The sequence below is a fragment of the Cedecea neteri genome (assembly GCF_000758305.1).
GTDB classification, from domain to species: Bacteria; Pseudomonadota; Gammaproteobacteria; order Enterobacterales; family Enterobacteriaceae; genus Cedecea; species Cedecea neteri_C.
The window spans coordinates 250038-264594 of the sequence record NZ_CP009458.1 but is presented as its reverse complement, the minus strand read 5'-3'; the positions used below and the strand labels follow the sequence as shown (position 1 = coordinate 264594).

Annotated in this window: 14 protein-coding genes; 7 read left to right on the top strand and 7 right to left on the bottom strand. The window is 54.0% G+C overall.

The features are described 5' to 3' along the window. Positions 1–53 precede the first annotated feature (53 nt). The gene (gene tcdA / locus LH23_RS01265) at positions 54–863 is read left to right on the top strand and encodes a tRNA cyclic N6-threonylcarbamoyladenosine(37) synthase TcdA (protein ID WP_039287304.1); all 810 of its coding nucleotides are present in this window, start codon (positions 54–56) and stop codon (positions 861–863) included. Here tcdA and csdE read toward each other — a convergent pair whose 3' ends face one another. Next, entirely contained in the window at positions 864–1295 is a 432-nt protein-coding gene (gene csdE / locus LH23_RS01260; RefSeq protein WP_039287300.1) for a cysteine desulfurase sulfur acceptor subunit CsdE, read from the bottom strand. It lies immediately after the preceding gene. Next, positions 1296–2501, bottom strand: coding sequence for a cysteine desulfurase CsdA (gene csdA / locus LH23_RS01255; RefSeq protein ID WP_039287288.1), 1206 nt, complete (start codon positions 2499–2501; stop codon positions 1296–1298). 196 nt (positions 2502–2697) lie between these two features. On the opposite strand from csdA, the gene LH23_RS01250 reads away from it, so the two are divergent. The 4 genes from LH23_RS01250 to rlmM all read left to right on the top strand — a co-directional run bounded on the left by LH23_RS01250 (position 2698) and on the right by rlmM (position 5722). Next, positions 2698–2925: a YgdI/YgdR family lipoprotein gene (locus LH23_RS01250; protein ID WP_038479329.1), complete on the top strand. Its 228-nt coding sequence runs from the start codon at positions 2698–2700 to the stop codon at positions 2923–2925. Positions 2926–3270: 345 nt separating this feature from the next. Further along, positions 3271–4188 (top strand): glycine cleavage system transcriptional regulator GcvA, encoded by a 918-nt coding sequence (gene gcvA / locus LH23_RS01245; RefSeq protein ID WP_016538028.1) that lies wholly within the window; start codon positions 3271–3273, stop codon positions 4186–4188. 45 nt (positions 4189–4233) lie between these two features. Further along, positions 4234–4629 carry a DUF423 domain-containing protein gene (locus tag LH23_RS01240; protein ID WP_008458426.1) on the top strand — a complete coding sequence of 132 codons (396 nt, stop codon included), beginning with the start codon at positions 4234–4236 and terminating at the stop codon, positions 4627–4629. Beyond that, on the top strand, positions 4622–5722 hold the full coding sequence (gene rlmM / locus LH23_RS01235) for a 23S rRNA (cytidine(2498)-2'-O)-methyltransferase RlmM (protein WP_039287269.1): 1101 nt from the start codon (positions 4622–4624) through the stop codon (positions 5720–5722). Before LH23_RS01240 ends, rlmM begins: the two co-directional genes overlap by 8 nt. 43 nt (positions 5723–5765) lie before the next feature. Here rlmM and xni read toward each other — a convergent pair whose 3' ends face one another. Beyond that, the gene (gene xni / locus LH23_RS01230) at positions 5766–6536 is read right to left on the bottom strand and encodes a flap endonuclease Xni (RefSeq protein WP_039287266.1); all 771 of its coding nucleotides are present in this window, start codon (positions 6534–6536) and stop codon (positions 5766–5768) included. A gap of 182 nt (positions 6537–6718) precedes the next feature. Here xni and LH23_RS01225 point away from each other — a divergent pair, with 182 nt between their 5' ends. Continuing rightward, on the top strand, positions 6719–7903 hold the full coding sequence (locus LH23_RS01225) for a PLP-dependent aminotransferase family protein (RefSeq protein ID WP_039287253.1): 1185 nt from the start codon (positions 6719–6721) through the stop codon (positions 7901–7903). A 31-nt stretch (positions 7904–7934) separates the two neighbouring features. Here the strand turns inward: LH23_RS01225 and LH23_RS01220 are convergent, their stop codons facing one another. The 4 genes from LH23_RS01220 to queF form a co-directional block, all read right to left on the bottom strand. Beyond that, entirely contained in the window at positions 7935–9302 is a 1368-nt protein-coding gene (locus LH23_RS01220; protein ID WP_039287250.1) for an L-serine ammonia-lyase, read from the bottom strand. A gap of 63 nt (positions 9303–9365) precedes the next feature. Next, positions 9366–10655: an HAAAP family serine/threonine permease gene (locus tag LH23_RS01215; RefSeq protein WP_039287247.1), complete on the bottom strand. Its 1290-nt coding sequence runs from the start codon at positions 10653–10655 to the stop codon at positions 9366–9368. A gap of 463 nt (positions 10656–11118) precedes the next feature. After that, positions 11119–12483 (bottom strand): nucleotide 5'-monophosphate nucleosidase PpnN, encoded by a 1365-nt coding sequence (ppnN, locus tag LH23_RS01210; protein WP_039287244.1) that lies wholly within the window; start codon positions 12481–12483, stop codon positions 11119–11121. Positions 12484–12598: 115 nt separating this feature from the next. After that, positions 12599–13441 carry an NADPH-dependent 7-cyano-7-deazaguanine reductase QueF gene (queF, locus tag LH23_RS01205; RefSeq protein WP_039287241.1) on the bottom strand — a complete coding sequence of 281 codons (843 nt, stop codon included), beginning with the start codon at positions 13439–13441 and terminating at the stop codon, positions 12599–12601. Between the two features lie 64 nt (positions 13442–13505). On the opposite strand from queF, the gene syd reads away from it, so the two are divergent. Beyond that, entirely contained in the window at positions 13506–14051 is a 546-nt protein-coding gene (syd, locus tag LH23_RS01200) for a SecY-interacting protein (protein WP_039287238.1), read from the top strand. The last annotated feature ends 506 nt before the right edge of the window (positions 14052–14557 follow it).

The following is a 14557-nucleotide window of genomic DNA, read 5'->3' as shown; positions in this document are numbered from 1 at the left end:
CTGAACAACGGGCTGTATAATCAGCCCGTTTTTTATTTCTGAGGATTTCCCCGATGTCTGTCGTTCTCTCTGATGCCTGGCTACAACGCTTTGGCGGCACCGCTCGTCTGTATGGCCAGGCGGCGCTTCAGCTTTTTGCTGAGGCCCACGTTTGCGTGATCGGCATTGGCGGGGTGGGCTCGTGGGCGGCAGAGGCGCTGGCGCGAACCGGGATTGGGGCAATTACGCTTATCGACATGGATGACGTTTGCGTCACCAACACCAACCGGCAAATCCATGCCCTGAAAGACAGCGTAGGCCAGGCCAAAACGGAAGTCATGGCCGCGCGCATCAAAGAGATCAATCCTGAGTGTCGTGTTACGGTGGTGGATGATTTTATTACCGCCGACAACGCGGCTGAGCTGCTCAGCCAGGGGTTCAGCTATGTTATCGATGCCATTGACAGCGTGCGGCCAAAAGCGGCGCTGATCGCGTATTGCCGTCGCTACAAGATCCCGCTAGTGACCACGGGGGGAGCCGGTGGGCAAATCGATCCGACGCAGATTCAGGTCAGCGATCTGGCCAAAACTATTCAGGATCCACTGGCGGCGAAGCTGCGTGAACGCCTGAAAAGTGATTTTGGCGTGGTGAAAAACAGCAAAGGGAAGCTTGGTGTGGACTGCGTATTTTCCACGGAAGCGCTGGTATATCCGCAGGCTGACGGATCAGTTTGTGCGATGAAAAGCACCGCCGAAGGCCCAAAACGAATGGACTGTGCCTCGGGTTTTGGGGCGGCGACCATGGTAACCGCCAGCTTTGGTTTTGTGGCGGTGTCTCATGCACTGAAGAAGATGATGGCGAAGGCGGCACGAACCGCCGCCTGATTAACCCTCGTGCGCGGCCTGTTGAACGGCCGCGGCCAGGGCCGTAAGCCCGCTGCTGCGAGAGGCGCTGAGCTGATGTCGCAGCCCCAGATCGTCAAACAGGCTTAGAGGATCGTTTTCCAACAGCTGCCGGGCGGTTTTCCCCTCTACTGCGGTCAACAGCACCGCCAGTAACCCACGCACGATGCGCCCTTCGCTGTCGCCGTAAAAGTGCAGCGTGCCGTCCAGCAGGCGCTCGTGGCCCAGCCAGACGCGGTTTTCGCAGCCGCTGATTTCAATGCTTTCTGTTTTTAATGCCTCCGGCAGGGCCGGTAGCTTCTTGCCCAATAAAATCAGCTGGCGGTATTTGTCTTCCCACTGCCGCTGTGCCTCGAACGTGGTTCGCAGCATCTCTGCGTTAATTTCTGTGCCAAAGGGATGATTAGCCTGCATTCAGTCCACCAGAATATCGAGGGCGCGATCGACTGCGGCGAGCAGTTCGTGCACATCCTGCTGTGTGTTGTAAGGGGCGAAAGAGGCGCGCAGCGTTCCGCTAACGCCTAATGCGGCCATCAAGGGCTGCGCGCAGTGCTGGCCCGCTCGCAGCGCAATGCCTGATTCGGCCAGCAGCGTGACCATATCGCTGTGATGAACGCCTGCAAAATCAAACGCCAGCAGGCTGGAGTCCTGGCAGCGGAAACTCCGAAAACCGGGGCGTTTCGCCAGTTCGGACTCTGCGAGAGTGGCCAGGCTGCGGCTCCAGTTTTCCGCCTGCTGTAAATCGACAGTTTCAAGCCACTCCAGCGCGGCGCTAAGGCCAATGACGCCCGCGACGTTTGGCGTCCCGGCTTCAAAGCGATAAGGCACTGGCTGAGTCTTAAAGCCGTCGAACGAGACGTGGGTAATCATTTTCCCGCCGCCGAGCCACGGTGACATTTGCTCCAGCAGTTCAGGTTTACCGTAAAGCGCGCCGATGCCGGTCGGGCCATAAAGCTTATGGGCGGAGAAGGCGTAAAAGTCGATATCCAGCGTCTGCACGTCCGGCGGGCAGTGAACAATGCCCTGCGCGCCATCGACCATCACCACTGCTCCTGCTTCGTGGGCAAGCTTGATGGCTTTTACAAGATCGGGGCAGCCCCCGGTGACGTTAGACATTTGCCCAAGCGCCAGGATACGAGTGCGGTCATTCAGCAATGCCGGAAGCTGGTTAAGATCGGGCAGAGCCCGGTCATTCAGCGGTAGTTTCACCACTTTTGCGCCGGTTTGCTCAGCCACCATCAGCCACGGCACAAAATTGGCATGATGTTCTGCTTCACTCACAATGATTTCATCCCCGGCCCTGAGGCGAGGACGGGCATAGCATTGTGCAACCATATTGATGGCTTCTGTTGTGCCACGGGTCCAGACCACAGATCTACCGCTTTCGGCGTTAATCAAACGTGCTACCTGGTCGCGCGCCGCTTCGTAGCGCGCCGTCAGACGCTGCGCTTCTGGAAACTGGCTGCGGTGAACGTTCCCGGCGCTCAGGCTGTAAAACTGCTGGGTGGCGTCGATCACGGCCTGGGGTTTTAGCGCCGTGGCCGCGCTGTCGAGATAGACGCCTGCATCTGCCAGCGCGGGAAATTGCGCGCGAAAATGGGCGGGGTTAAATGCTGTCATGGGGATCCTCAGTTCAATGCACAGATCGTCGCGCAAAACTGGCGTTGGCACAAGGTTTCCGTCTTTCTCGGAATCGTCTGTTTTTCCTGGCAGAATCAAAGAAGCAGGTTATGCTAATTATTGTTGGACTAATATTTAAGCATGTTAGTAGAAGAGATTTAAGCAGCATTAAACTCTATCCACAAGGAGAAGAATAATGAACAAAGCCACTGCTATCGTTTCTGCCTGTATGATGACCTTTGCACTTGCAGCTTGTTCCAGCCCAAACTACATCATGCATACCAATGACGGACGTGCGATCGTCTCCGAAGGTAAACCGAAGACCGATGACGAAACCGGGATGATCAAGTACAAGGATGCCAACGGCAATATGCAGCAGATTAACCGCTCGGACGTGAAAGAGATGGTTGAGCTGAAGAAGTAAAACTGCAGGCAAAAAAAAGCACCGCATTCGGCGGTGCTACATTAATCACTATGGACAGACAGGGTAAATGTACAGGAAGTGAAAAGGGGTAGCCTGGCTACCGTGGTCCGAAATGTCAGACCAATTGCAAACACAACAACACAACATCACAACCGTAAGCCAAAAGCCCTCCAGAACACGCATTCCAGACAACTTTTCGTTCCGACTCAGGAAGTGCCGCCACTATAGGTATTTGCTGGTGCATCCTCAACGGACAATTTATAATGGCTCAGATAAAAAAAACTAATAGGTAAACAAACGCTATCTGTTTGTTAACTGTTATTAACACTTAAGCCAAATAACCCCATGTCTAAGCGATTACCCCCTCTGAATGCGCTGCGCGTTTTTGACGCTGCGGCTCGTCACTTGAGTTTTACTAAAGCGGCTGAGGAACTGTTTGTTACCCAGGCTGCGGTAAGCCACCAGATCAAGTCCCTGGAGGATTTTCTTGGCCTGAAGCTGTTCCGCCGCCGCAACCGTTCGCTGCTGCTGACGGAGGAGGGGCAGAGTTATTATCAGGATATTAAAGAGATTTTTTCCCAGCTGACGGAAGCCACCCGTAAGCTGCAGGCGCGCAGTGCAAAAGGCGCGTTAACGGTAAGTTTATTGCCGAGTTTTGCCATTCACTGGCTGGTGCCTCGCTTAACAAGCTTTAACTCAGCTTATCCGGGCATCGATGTGCGTATCCAGGCGGTGGACCGCCAGGAGGACAAGCTGTCCGACGACGTGGACGTGGCGATATTCTATGGCCGGGGAAACTGGCCGGGGCTAAGAGTTGAGAAACTTTATGCTGAGTATTTGCTGCCTGTTTGTTCACCTATGCTATTAACCGGCGACAAACCGATTAAAACGCCGGAAGATTTGGCAAAGCACACTTTATTGCATGACGCTTCGCGCCGCGACTGGCAGACTTATACCCGCCAGCTTGGCGTGAGCCATATTAATGTCCAGCAAGGGCCTATTTTCAGCCACAGCGCAATGGTACTCCAGGCCGCGATTCACGGGCAGGGGATTGCGCTGGCCAATAACGTTATGGCCCAAACGGAAATCGAAGCGGGCCGTCTGGTATGCCCGTTCAATGATGTGCTGGTAAGTAAAAACGCCTTTTATCTGGTTTGTCATGACAGCCAGGCAGAACTGGGTAAAATAGCCGCGTTTCGACAGTGGATCCTGGCAAAGGCGGCCAGTGAGCAAGAAAAATTCCGTTTTCGCTACGAACAATAAGCAACCTTCGCGTGGCGCGGCCACGCCTTACTTTAGGGTTACACCATGACCAGCCGATTCATGCTGATTTTTGCCGCCATCAGCGGTTTTGTTTTTGTTGCCCTGGGCGCCTTTGGGGCGCACGTATTGAGCAAATCTCTGGGTGTTGCAGAGATGGGATGGATCCAGACCGGGCTTGAGTATCAGGCGTTTCACACGCTCGCGATTTTTGGCCTTGCGGTAGCGATGCAGCGTCGGATCAGCATTTGGTTCTACTGGAGCAGCGTCTTTATGGCGCTAGGCACCGTATTGTTTAGCGGCAGTCTTTACTGCCTGGCTCTGTCGCACCTGCGGCTGTGGGCGTTTGTTACCCCGGTGGGCGGCGTCAGCTTCCTGGCCGGCTGGATATTGATGTTAATTGGTGCTGTGCGCCTGAAACGTAAGGGCGTAAGCCATGAATAAAGTGATTTTGTACTGCCGCCAGGGATTTGAGAAAGAGTGCGCGGCAGAGATAACCGACAAAGCGGGTCAGCGTGGCGTCTATGGCTTTGCACGCGTCAAAGAGCAGAGCGGCTATGTCGTTTTTGAATGCTACCAGCCTGAAGAGGCGGATAAGCTGGCACGTGAACTGCCGTTCAGCGACCTGATTTTTGCCCGCCAGATGTTTGTTGCCGGCGAGCTGTTAAAAGATTTACCGCCGGAAGACCGCATCACGCCTGTTGTCGGCATGCTGCAGGGCGTGGTGGAGAAGGGCGGCGACCTGCGGGTTGAAGTGGCCGACACCAACGAAAGCAAAGAGCTGATGAAGTTCTGCCGCAAGTTTACCGTGCCGCTGCGTGCCAGCCTGCGCGAAGCCGGAGTACTGACCAACTACGAAACGCCGAAGCGCCCGGTTGTGCATGTGTTCTTTATCGCGCCAGGCTGCTGCTACACGGGTTACTCCTACACCACCAACAATTCGCCGTTCTATATGGGCATCCCGCGCCTCAAGTTCCCGGCGGATGCGCCAAGCCGCTCCACGCTGAAGCTGGAAGAGGCGTTTCACGTCTTTATTCCCGCCGATGAATGGGACGAGCGTCTGGCTAACGGCATGTATGCTGTGGATTTGGGTGCCTGCCCGGGCGGCTGGACCTATCAGCTGGTGAAACGCAATATGTGGGTTTCTTCCGTTGATAACGGCCCGATGGCGCAGAGCCTGATGGACACCGGGCAGGTGACCTGGCTGCGCGAAGACGGCTTCAAATATCGCCCAACCCGCACCAACATTTCCTGGATGGTCTGCGACATGGTAGAGAAACCGGCGAAAGTGGCCCATTTAATGGCAACATGGCTGGTAAACGGCTGGTGCCGTGAGACTATCTTTAACCTCAAGTTGCCGATGAAAAAGCGCTACGAAGAGGTGTCGCAAAACCTGGCGCAGATCCGCGAAATCCTTGAGAGCAACGGGATTAACGCTGAGATCAAAGCCCGCCAGCTTTACCACGATCGCGAGGAAGTGACCGTGCACATCCGCCGCTGGTGGGCGGCCGTGGGTGGCCGTCGCGACGAACGTTAATGACCAACCCCTTGCTCATTTGGGCAAGGGGAATTTTTTTCCGTTACGCAGAAGGCAATGCACCCGGCAGCCTTAGCTGCTGTAAGTTCCCGTCGAGCTGTAAATCCGTCTCAAGCCTTGCCACCTGGCGGCTGATAAACGCACTTTCTCTGTGCTGCTCCAGCTTCTTACGCCATTTTTCCGGGACTTCATCCAGCCGCTGATACAGCGTTTCCAGGTCAGAAAACTGGTTAATGAGCTGCGTGGCGCTTTTGGGGCCAATACCGGGCACACCAGGAATTTTGCTGCTGCTGATGCCTGCCAGCCCCCAGAAGTCCCCCAGTTGCTCCGGCTGAACGCCATATTCCTGAGCAATGAAAGGCGCATCCAGCCAGCGTTTTTGGAAGTAGTCGCGAATTTGCAGCGTTGGGGCCAGCAGCTGGCAATAGCCTTTATCGGTGGACACAATGGTTGCCCGGTGGCCGCTGGAAGCGACTTTCACCGCCAGCGTGGCCGCAAGATCGTCCGCTTCGTTGCCTTTTGAGTGCCAGCACTGTACGCCGCGGCGGGTAAACGCCTCCCGCAGGGCGGGCATTTCGGCATGCAGATCGTCCGGCATCGGCGAACGACCTGCTTTGTAGTCGGGCAGAACCTGATGCCGCCAGCCTTCGCGGCGTTCTTCGTCATCAAACACCGCCACGGCATGCGTGGGCTGGCTGTGGCCGATAAGCTGGTCTAGCGCATGCAGACATGTATCGACACAGGGCGAACCCTGCACCGCATGTATACGGCGGATCAGGTTCAGGGCATCGACGATAAGTAAATGAATAGCCATAAGAAATTAACTCGTCACTCTGATGGGCCTACCCTAACACTTCCCGGCATGATGAGCTATTCTCATCGCAGCATTCAGGAATGCCTCTCGCAAAACCTTATAGGGACTGGGCGGAAAGCCATTGCGTAGTTGTTAGCGGGCTATGTATATTTCTAACGCATAAAAAAATAGAGAACATCAATATGAGTAATACTAAACACCTCGCGCAACGCATTCAAAACCTGCAACCCTCGGCCATCCGCGAACTTCTTAAGCACAGCAAAATGCCCGGCGTGATTTCGCTGGCTGGCGGTATTCCTTCCAGCGAGCTGTTTGATAAGCAAGGGCTGGAGCTGGCGACCCGTAAAGTGCTGGAAGAGAACTTCAACGATGCTTTTCAGTATGGCCTGACCGAAGGCAATTCTGAGCTGCGCGACCAGCTCGTTGAGCTGTGCAAGGCTCGCGGGATTACTACACGCAGCGACCAGTTGCTGATTACCTCTGGTTCTCAGCAGGCGTTGGATTTGCTGATTCGCGCGCTGGCAGACGAAGGCGACGTTTTCGTCGTTGAGCGCCCAACCTACCTTGCCACGTTGCAAATCCTCAGTTTGACCGCCGCGAAGGTTGAGTCCGTAGGTGGGGACGAGCACGGCATGATTGTCGATGAGCTCGAAGCGCTGCTGAAAACCACGCGGGTGAAAGGCGTTTATCTCGTGCCAACCTTTGGTAACCCAAGCGGCACAACCCTGAGCGCTGAGCGTCGTGAAAAGCTGGTAAAACTGGCTGCCGAACATGATTTTGTGATTATTGAAGACGATCCGTACGGGGCGATTAGCTTTACCGATCGCCGCGAGAAGACCCTGATTCAGGTCGCTAAAGAGTTAGGGTATGAAGACCACGTGGTCTATACCTCAACATTCTCGAAAATTCTGGCCCCGGGGCTGCGTGTTGGCTGGATCATTCTGCCGGAGTGGATGAAGCAAAAGGTCGCGATCATTAAGCAGGCGACTGATTTACACGCTAACTCGTTTACGCAGGCGCTGGCGGCGGCTTACCTGAAACTGGGGCGTCTTGATCAGCAGATTGAGCTGATTCGTGAGGCTTATAAGCAGAAGTGTCTGACGTTGTCGCGCCTGCTGGAAGACGAACTTGGCGAGCACATTACTTTTAACCAGCCACAGGGTGGGATGTTCCTTTGGGCCTCTTTCCGCTATGACTTCGATACTACGGCGTGGCTACAAAAAACGCTGGAGAAAGGTGTGGTATATGTGCCGGGTGAATTCTTCTTTAGCGATCATGCAGATAAACGAACCCTGCGCTTCTCCTATGCGACGGCAACCGATGAACAACTGGTTGAAGCCGTGAAGCGTTTGAAAGCGGCGCTCTAAGAAAAAGGCTCCCAACCGGGAGCCTTAATTTTTAGTCACAGGCGACAATTTTCAGCGCCAGGCCACCGCGAGAGGTTTCGCGGTATTTGGCGTTCATGTCCTTGCCCGTTTCATACATTGTCTCGATAACCTTATCCAGACACACGCGAGGCTCGCTGGTGCGGCGCATCGCCATACGCGCAGCGTTCACTGCTTTTACGGCGGCAATGGCGTTACGCTCGATGCATGGAACCTGAACCTGGCCCGCAACCGGGTCACACGTCAGCCCCAGATTATGCTCCATGCCGATTTCCGCGGCGATACACACTTGAGTCGGGCTACCGCCCAGCAGCTCGGCAAGTCCGGCGGCTGCCATTGAACAGGCTACGCCCACTTCCCCCTGGCAGCCTACTTCGGCACCAGAGATAGACGCGTTCATTTTATACAGAGAACCGATAGCACCTGCTGCCAGGAAATAGCGGGCACAGGAGTTAGCGTTCACCTGACGAATGAATTTGTCGTAGTACGCCAACACCGCCGGAACAATACCGCAGGCACCGTTTGTTGGGGCCGTGACCACGCGGCCACCGGCTGCGTTTTCTTCGTTCACCGCCAGCGCGAACATATTGATCCAGTCCACAACTGCCATCGGGTCAGAGTTATTTTTATCGGTGGTCACCAGCATACGACGCAGGGCTGCAGCACGACGCGGAACGCGCATTTTGCCCGGCAGCACGCCTTCCGTAGTGATACCGCGTTCAATCCCGCTGCTCATTACTTCCCAGACCGCTGCAAAGTGGGCGTCGATCTCTTCCTGGCTGTGCAGGGCGCGTTCGTTCTGCATCATCAGACCGGAAAGCGATAAGCCCGTTTCACGGCAGTGTTTTTGCAGGTCTGCAGCATTCTTATACGGATACGGCACGCTGACCGGATTTTCACTCTCTACGCCAAAATGCGCTTCATCAACGATAAAGCCGCCGCCGATGGAGTAATAGGTCTGAGAATACAGCACTTTGTCGCCAGCCAGAGCGGTGATGCGCATACCATTCTCGTGAAGCGCCAGGTTGTCGGCATGGAAGTTCATGCAGCAGTCCACCGGGAATTCAACTTCATGTTGGCCGTTGGCCAGCATCAGGCGCCCGTGGGTATTCACATCCTGGATGAAATGCGGAATAGCGTCGATATCGACGGTGTCCGGCAGGTTACCCGCCAGGCCCATAATAATCGCGATATCGGTATGGTGACCTTTACCGGTCAGGGATAGTGAGCCGTAAACGTCCACGACAACGCGGGTGACGTCGCGCAAGATCCCTTGCTCAATCAGGTCATCGGAAAATTGTTTACCGGCTTTCATCGGGCCGACGGTATGTGAGCTGGAGGGGCCAATACCGATTTTGAAAATGTCGAATACGCTAATCATAAGATTTCCCTGCGTAAGTGACTTGAGAAGAGAGAGCCGCCCGAGCGGGCGGCTTTATAAGGCTTAGCTGAACAGCGAGTAGAAGATAGCGGAGATAGCAATCAGGCCCATAATCACAACGAAGATGTTGCTGATATGGCCGCTGTATTTACGCATCGCCGGCACTTTCTGAATCGCATACATCGGCATCAGGAACAGAATCATCGCAATAACCGGGCCGCCCAGGGTTTCAATCATCCCGAGGATGCTTGGGTTCAGGGTCGCGACAATCCAGGTTGTGACGAGCATGAAGATCGCGGTGATGCGGTTCAGCTTGTTCAGTTCAATGGTTTTGCCTTTGCTGCGCAGAGACTTAATGACCATGCCGTTAAAGCCTTCACGCGCGCCCAGATAGTGGCCGAGGAAGGATTTAGTGATGGCAATCATTGCAATGATTGGTGCCATCCAGGCGATAACCGGTGCATTAAAGTGGTTAGCCAGGTAAGACAGGATAGAGATGTTCTGCGCTTTTGCCGCGGCCAGGTCTGCCGGGGTCAGGCTCAGCACACAGCTGAACACGAAGAACATAACGGTCAACACCATCATGACGTGGGCACGTGCCAGAATGCTGGAGCATTTTTTCTCAGCGCCTGCGCCGTACTCTTCGCGTTTAGCCACGGCGAAGGAGGAGATGATCGGCGAGTGGTTGAAGGAGAAGACCATCACCGGAATCGCCAGCCACAGGGTCATCCACAGGCCGCTGCCGGTTGCCGGGGTTGCGCTGAAGGACAGGGTTTCAAACGCTGCACCGCTCCAGTTTGGAATCAGGTACAGAGCCAGAATCATCAGTGCTGCAACAAACGGGAATACCAGGATGCTCATCGCTTTGACGATCATCTGCTCGCCAAAGCGCACGATGGTCATCATGCCAATGATCAGGATCAGGGAAAGAATCGCGCGCGGCGGCGCGGTCATGCCCAACTGGTGGGTGATGAAGCTGTCCACGGTGTTGGTGATCGCCACGCTGTAAACCAGCAGGATCGGGTAGATAGCAAAGAAGTACAGCAGGGTGATGAGCTTACCTGCGCCGATACCAAAGTGCTCTTCTACAACTTCGGTAATGTCTTCACCTGGGTTTTTACCCGACAAAACAAAGCGCGTCAGGCCACGGTGGGCAAAGAAAGTCATCGGGAAAGCCAGAATCGCCATGATGAACAGCGGAATCAGGCCACCAACGCCGGCGTTGATTGGCAGGAACAGGACGCCTGCACCGATAGCCGTGCCATAAAGGCCCAGCATCCACATGGTGTCGGTCTTGCGCCATGCGCCTTTTTTCTCAGCAGAGACAATACTGCCGGTTTGAGTGGTTTCCATTTACATCTCCAAAGGAATGTTTCGTGCAATGTTTAAAAATTCGCAGTTAACGCAATGTGTGTGGCGTAACTGCTGAAACTAAATTCTGGCCGGGGGCGTTTTTGTAGTAGTTGTGGCCCGTAACTATCGGCGGGCGGAAAGATACATTTATGTCATCTATGTATCAGTGATCGCGATCCCAAATGCGATAATCTACGTTTGTTAAGCGACAAATCCGCATAACAGTCTGTTCATAGACATCAATATGACATTTATGGTCGCGAAGCCTAACACTTGTGGATGATGCAATAAATTAAACCTGACCAAATAACTCGGTTTTTGCCAAAGAAAGTGCCTAAAACAGCATTTTTCAACGAGTATTTGCTTCAGGTCGCAATGTTTGTGCTTTTAAGTGTGAGCGCAATCGATTAAATGGCTTCGGGGAGCGTAAAAAGAAGGGCGACTGATGGGTCGCCCTGGAAGGTTAGCGTACGATTTCGTAGCAGGGGATGTAGGCGCTGCCGGGCAGCTTCATGCGGTGTTGGGCGACAAAGCCCTGCAGCAGAACGTCCATGCGTTTCATCATGTCCGGATCTCCGTGCAGTTTGTACGGGCCGTATTTTTCGATGGCATGAATGCCGGGTTCCTTCACGTTGCCGGCAACAATGCCTGAGAAGGCGCGGCGCAGTGATGCCGCCAGTTTTTCTGCAGGCTGGTCAGGGTAAAGTTGCAGGTTAGCCATGTTTTCGTGGGTCGGCTCGAACGGCATCTGCAGATCCGGCGAGATGCGAATAGACCAGTTGAAGCCGTAGGCATCGCCGGTTTCACGGCGGTTCTCTTTCACCTGCGGCATGGCTTTTTTCATCAGGTGGGCGACTTCAGTTGCGTCGTCGATGATGATTTTATAATGCCGGCGCGCTTTCTCGCCCAGGGTGCTAACGATAAATTCATCCAGCACGCGGAAGTAATCCGCGCTTTCTTTCGGCCCGGTCAGGATCAGCGGCAGAACCTGATCGTGGTTATGCGGGTTCATCAGAATACCTAACAGGTAGAGTAACTCTTCTGCGGTTCCGACCCCGCCAGGGAAGATAATAATACCGTGGGCAATACGCACGAACGCCTCAAGCCGCTTTTCAATATCCGGCATGATGATCAGTTCGTTGACCAGTGGGTTAGGCGGCTCGGCGGCGATAATAGAAGGTTCCGTCAGGCCGATAAAACGCCCTTCTTTATAGCGCTGCTGAGCGTGGCCGACGGCAGCACCCTTCATCGGCGCTTCCATCGCACCAGGCCCACAACCGGTACAGATGTTCAGCTCACGCAGGCCAAGCTGAGTACCCACACGGCGGGCATATAGGTATTCATTTTCGTTAATGGAGTGGCCACCCCAGCAAACCACCAGGTTCGGTGCTTCACCCACGTGCAGCGCACGGGCATTTCGTAAAATAGAAAACACCATGTTGGTGATGTGAATAGAGTTTTCTTTGTTCAAATGTTGAAAACGGCCTGCGTTGGCAATTTGGCCATTAACAAACAGAATATCGCGCAGGACGGCAAACAGGTTAGCCTGCAACGCGCGGATGATTCTGCCGTCAACAAAAGCGTCTTCCGGGGGATTAATCAGTTCGAGTTTTACGCCACGTTCACGGCGTAACACATTGATGTCAAAGTTCTGGTAGCGAGAGAGCAGCTCTTTGCTGCTGTCGGTTTGACTGCCGGAATTAAGGACCGCCAGTGAGCAGTTACGAAACAGTTGATAAAGGTCGCTGCTGGCGGTGCGTTTAAGCATATCGACTTCCAGCTGCGACAACATATCCATTGAGCCAAGCGGGCTAATATGTGTAATCAAGTGAACTCCTTACGGAACGAAAAGTGCCGTTCTCACAGATTACAATAGCCCTGGCTTGTTCACTTTAACAACCCGTAAACCACATTCACTTTTGGCGCTGGGAGCTATTTCGCACTTATTGGCGGGTCAGGCGGCCAAAAGCAGGATGGAAATCGGTATTGGTACGCCACGGGTTAATGTCCAACCCGCCCCGGCGCGTGTAACGTGCATAAACGCTGAGGGATTGCGGTTGGCAGAAGCGCTGCAGGTCATTAAAGATACGCTCCACGCACTGTTCATGAAACTCGTTGTGATGGCGGAAGGAGACCAGATAGCGCAGCAGCTTTTCGCGATCGATTTTCGGGCCGCGATAGCGAATCTGCACGGAGCCCCAGTCTGGCTGGTGGGTGATCAGGCAGTTGGACTTCAGCAGGTGGCTAACCAGCGTTTCTTCCACGATCTCTTCACCCGCGGCCTCTTGCAGGTAATCTGCGTTAAAGTCGTAGCTGTCGATGGTGATGTCCTGCTCGTCGATGCATTCTCCGCTGAAAGCTGCAATTTCCTGGCCTTCCAGCTCATGCAGGCGGAACAGCACCACGCTGACGTCACCTTCGGCGCAGGCGCTTAGGTCGCGCTTCAGCGTTGCCTGGACGGTTTCCCAGTCGGCGAAGCGAGTCTGGTTAAAGCTGTTCAGGTAGAGCTTAAAGCTTTTGGACTCCACAAGATTGACGCTGTTGGCGTCTAATTGCACATGGCCCACGGCGACCTGAGGCAGGCCGTTACTGTTCAGCCATGAGAGTTCGTATAGCGTCCAGATGTCGCCGCCGCTAAATGGCAAGCTGTCGGCGTGGAGGCCAAGCGGGTCGCGATTCAGGCTACGTGGTACGGCCTGCAGTAACGAAGGCTGGTATTGATCCTGATAAGCCGTGGGCTTACCCAGCGTCAGGCCACTTAGAGCCTGGTGATTTTCGTAGGACATGTTTCACCGAGATAAAGGTACAATTGGCTTTTATTGTACCCCAGCCTACGCGAGTGAGAAATTAATGAACGAAGTCGCCTTTGCCCTTAAAGAGTTTACCCGCCGTTTTTGCGACCAGTGGCAGGAGGAAACGGGAGGCTGGCCTGCCAGTGAAGCGCTATACGGCATTCCGTCGCCGTGTATTGTAACGACCACCGGGGGAGACGTGCGCTGGCAGCCCCAACCGTTTACCCCAGAAGCGGATTTAAGCGCCGTAGAGCGAGCATTGGATATTTCCCTCCAACCTGCCGTTGAAGCGTTTTACACCACGCAGTTTGCCGGAGATATGCCTGCCATACATGGGAATACTGCGCTGACGCTGCTGCAGGCCTGGAGTGAAGATGACTTTGTTCGCGTGCAGGAGAACCTGATTGGCCACCTGGTGACACAGAAGCGTTTGAAGTTATCCCCGACGCTGTTTTTAGCCACCACGGAAGATGAAATGGAAGTCGTTTCACTATGCAACTTGACAGGTGAAGTGGTGATTGAAAGAATCGGCACCCCGCAGCGCACCGTGCTTTCCACCTCCCTTTCTGATTTTCTTAATGCCTTAACACCACAGGTGATTTAGCTTTTTTGCCCAACACTTTGTGAGAGATCTCTTACAAGCTGTGTGAGAGATCGCTACATTTGATAGCAGATGAAAGCGACTCTCATTTGTATATTCCATTATAAAACAATGAGTTATTTTTGTTTTAGGAAAGTTCCGAATGAAGGTTTTTGCCCGCAGCACCGCTGCATCCCTTGTCACATGCGGGCAAATAGGGGATTCTATATCCATCGACAGGATGTCGACGTAATGAAGGAGACATTAGGATGATGTCGCTTCTTACAAAAGGAACCCGCCGGGATGGCGAACAAGGAAGGCTTCACAGATGAAGCACGGATAACTCAGGCAGAGTTAAAGGACACCTCCAGGACGGAGAATGAGAGCCGTAACAGGAGTACGGTGGGTCAGGAAGACTCAAGGATTTAGCGTCAGGATGATGTTGGACACCCATCAGGATGATGGCAGCAGGAAGCCCTGGCGATGGATTGCTGGTCAGGAGACCAGAGGACAAAGTTGTCATGGATGAG

What these genes read in the sequence shown, in the direction of transcription:
- tcdA (WP_039287304.1), top strand. Translation starts at nt 54, where the DNA reads ATGTCTGTCGTTCTCTCTGATGCCTGGCTACAACGCTTTGGCGGCACC.
- csdE (WP_039287300.1), bottom strand. Translation starts at nt 1,295, where the DNA reads ATGCAGGCTAATCATCCCTTTGGCACAGAAATTAACGCAGAGATGCTG.
- csdA (WP_039287288.1), bottom strand. Translation starts at nt 2,501, where the DNA reads ATGACAGCATTTAACCCCGCCCATTTTCGCGCGCAATTTCCCGCGCTG.
- LH23_RS01250 (WP_038479329.1), top strand. Translation starts at nt 2,698, where the DNA reads ATGAACAAAGCCACTGCTATCGTTTCTGCCTGTATGATGACCTTTGCA.
- gcvA (WP_016538028.1), top strand. Translation starts at nt 3,271, where the DNA reads ATGTCTAAGCGATTACCCCCTCTGAATGCGCTGCGCGTTTTTGACGCT.
- LH23_RS01240 (WP_008458426.1), top strand. Translation starts at nt 4,234, where the DNA reads ATGACCAGCCGATTCATGCTGATTTTTGCCGCCATCAGCGGTTTTGTT.
- rlmM (WP_039287269.1), top strand. Translation starts at nt 4,622, where the DNA reads ATGAATAAAGTGATTTTGTACTGCCGCCAGGGATTTGAGAAAGAGTGC.
- xni (WP_039287266.1), bottom strand. Translation starts at nt 6,536, where the DNA reads ATGGCTATTCATTTACTTATCGTCGATGCCCTGAACCTGATCCGCCGT.
- LH23_RS01225 (WP_039287253.1), top strand. Translation starts at nt 6,719, where the DNA reads ATGAGTAATACTAAACACCTCGCGCAACGCATTCAAAACCTGCAACCC.
- LH23_RS01220 (WP_039287250.1), bottom strand. Translation starts at nt 9,302, where the DNA reads ATGATTAGCGTATTCGACATTTTCAAAATCGGTATTGGCCCCTCCAGC.
- LH23_RS01215 (WP_039287247.1), bottom strand. Translation starts at nt 10,655, where the DNA reads ATGGAAACCACTCAAACCGGCAGTATTGTCTCTGCTGAGAAAAAAGGC.
- queF (WP_039287241.1), bottom strand. Translation starts at nt 13,441, where the DNA reads ATGTCCTACGAAAATCACCAGGCTCTAAGTGGCCTGACGCTGGGTAAG.
- syd (WP_039287238.1), top strand. Translation starts at nt 13,506, where the DNA reads ATGAACGAAGTCGCCTTTGCCCTTAAAGAGTTTACCCGCCGTTTTTGC.